The organism is Nitratireductor aestuarii, assembly GCF_014641695.1.
GTDB classification, from domain to species: domain Bacteria; phylum Pseudomonadota; class Alphaproteobacteria; order Rhizobiales; family Rhizobiaceae; genus Chelativorans; species Chelativorans aestuarii.
In genome coordinates, this window is record NZ_BMIF01000035.1 from 1 (window position 1) to 2742 (window position 2742).

Below are 2742 nucleotides of genomic sequence, written 5' to 3' on the forward strand. Positions count from 1 at the left end.
CGTCGGCCACTTTTGGCCGCCCTCCCGAGCCCGTCGAGGGGCCGGAGCCGTTCGGCGTGAGCCGAACTGGCGTGAGGACAAAACATCCATCAGACTTCGTCTGATGGATACAAGCAATGAGAATGATCAAGCCAATCGAGCTATTAGTAACGGTAAGCTTCATGCGTTGCCGCACTTCCACACCCGTCCTATCAACGTGGTCGTCTTCCACGGCTCTCAGGGAATACTCGTTTTAAGGTTAGTTTCCCGCTTAGATGCCTTCAGCGGTTATCTAGTCCGTACATAGCTACCCTGCACTGCGGCTGGCGCCACAACAGGTCCACCAGAGGTACGTCCATCCCGGTCCTCTCGTACTAGGGACAGATCCTTTCAATATTCCTACACCCACGGCAGATAGGGACCGAACTGTCTCACGACGTTCTGAACCCAACTCACGTACCGCTTTAAATGGCGAACAGCCATACCCTTGGGACCTGCTCCAGCCCCAGGATGCGATGAGTCGACATCGAGGTGCCAAACAACCCCGTCGCTATGGACGCTTGGGGGTCATCAGCCTGTTATCCCCGGCGTACCTTTTATTCGTTGAGCGATGGCCCTTCCACGCGGGACCACCGGATCACTATGACCGACTTTCGTCTCTGCTCGACTTGTCAGTCTCGCAGTCAGGCAGGCTTATGCCATTGCACTCGACGACCGATTTCCGACCGGTCTGAGCCCACCATCGCGCGCCTCCGTTACTCTTTAGGAGGCGACCGCCCCAGTCAAACTACCCACCATACACGGTCCTGGACCCGGATAACGGGCCGCAGTTAGACATCCATGAGGTTAAGGGTGGTATTTCAAGGATGGCTCCACAACGGCTGGCGCCGCTGCTTCAAAGCCTACCACCTATCCTACACATAACGTCACGAATGCCAGTGTAAAGCTATAGTAAAGGTGCACGGGGTCTTTCCGTCTAACCGCAGGAACCCCGCATCTTCACGGGGAATTCAATTTCACTGAGTCTCTGCTGGAGACAGCGGGGAAGTCGTTACGCCATTCGTGCAGGTCGGAACTTACCCGACAAGGAATTTCGCTACCTTAGGACCGTTATAGTTACGGCCGCCGTTTACTGGGGCTTCAATTCAATGCTTGCACATCTCCTCTTAACCTTCCAGCACCGGGCAGGCGTCAGACCCTATACGTCGTCTTGCGACTTCGCAGAGCCCTGTGTTTTTGATAAACAGTCGCTACCCCCTGGTCTGTGCCACCCCATACCACTTGCGTGATACAGGGTCATGCTTATCCCGAAGTTACGCATGCAATTTGCCGAGTTCCTTCAGCAGAGTTCTCTCAAGCGCCTTGGTATACTCTACCAGTCCACCTGTGTCGGTTTAGGGTACGGTCTATACGCGGGAGCTATTTCCCGGGACCACTTCACTGCCAGATCAATCCAGTAAGATCTGACAATACACGTGATCCGTCACTACCCGCAGGCCCACGAATATTAACGTGGTTCCCATCGACTACGCCTTTCGGCCTCGCCTTAGGGGCCGGCTAACCCTGCTCAGATTAACTTTAAGCAGGAACCCTTGGACTTTCGGCGAGGGAGTCTCTCACTCCCTTTATCGTTACTCATGTCAGCATTCGCACTTCCGATACCTCCAGGCGTCCTCACGGATCACCCTTCACTGGCTTACGGAACGCTCCGCTACCGCTCACACAAAGTGTGAACCCAGAGCTTCGGTGCATGGCTTTAGCCCCGTTACATTTTCGGCGCAAAGACCCTTAATTAGACCAGTGAGCTGTTACGCTTTCTTTAAATGATGGCTGCTTCTAAGCCAACATCCTGGTTGTTTTGGGATCCTCACATCCTTTCCCACTTAGCCATGACTTGGGGACCTTAGCTGCTGGTCAGGGTTGTTGCCCTCTTCACGACGGACGTTAGCACCCGCCGTGTGTCTGCCGACTAGTACTCCCCGGTATTCGGAGTTTGATTAGGTTTGGTAATCCGGTGAGGACCCCTAGCCCATTCAGTGCTCTACCCCCGGGGGTATTCGGTCGACGCTCTACCTAAATAGATTTCGCGGAGAACCAGCTATTTCCAAGTTTGATTGGCCTTTCACCCCTAGCCACAAGTCATCCCAATCTATTGCAACAGAAACGGGTTCGGTCCTCCAGTTGGTGTTACCCAACCTTCAACCTGCTCATGGCTAGATCACTTGGTTTCGGGTCTAATGCATCGAACTAAATCGCCCTGTTCAGACTCGCTTTCGCTGCGCCTACACCTACCGGCTTAAGCTTGCTCGATACACTAAGTCGCTGACCCATTATACAAAAGGTACGTTGTCACCATTGCAGGCTCCAACTGTTTGTAGGCAACCGGTTTCAGGTTCTATTTCACTCCCCTTGTCGGGGTGCTTTTCACCTTTCCCTCACGGTACTAGTTCACTATCGGTCATGCACGAGTACTTAGGCTTGGAGGGTGGTCCCCCCACGTTCAGACAGGATTTCACGTGTCCCGCCTTACTCGAGGACTCTTGTGAGATTTACGTGTACGGGGCTGTCACCCGCTATGGCCCAACTTTCCAGAAGGTTCCACTTTACTCACAAAAGCCACTGGCCTGGTCCGCGTTCGCTCGCCACTACTAGCGGAGTCTCGGTTGATGTCCTTTCCTGCAGGTACTTAGATGTTTCAGTTCCCTGCGTTCGCCTCTTATCCCTATGTATTCAGGATAAGATACCCGTCAACACTTGGAAACC

At 53.6% G+C, this 2742-nt stretch carries 1 rRNA gene (only partly in view); it reads right to left on the reverse strand.

Annotated features, from left to right (window positions below):
* Nucleotides 1-122: 122 nt before the first annotated feature.
* Nucleotides 123-2742: ribosomal RNA gene (locus tag IEX27_RS20865) — 23S ribosomal RNA — on the reverse strand; it runs 196 nt beyond the window's last position.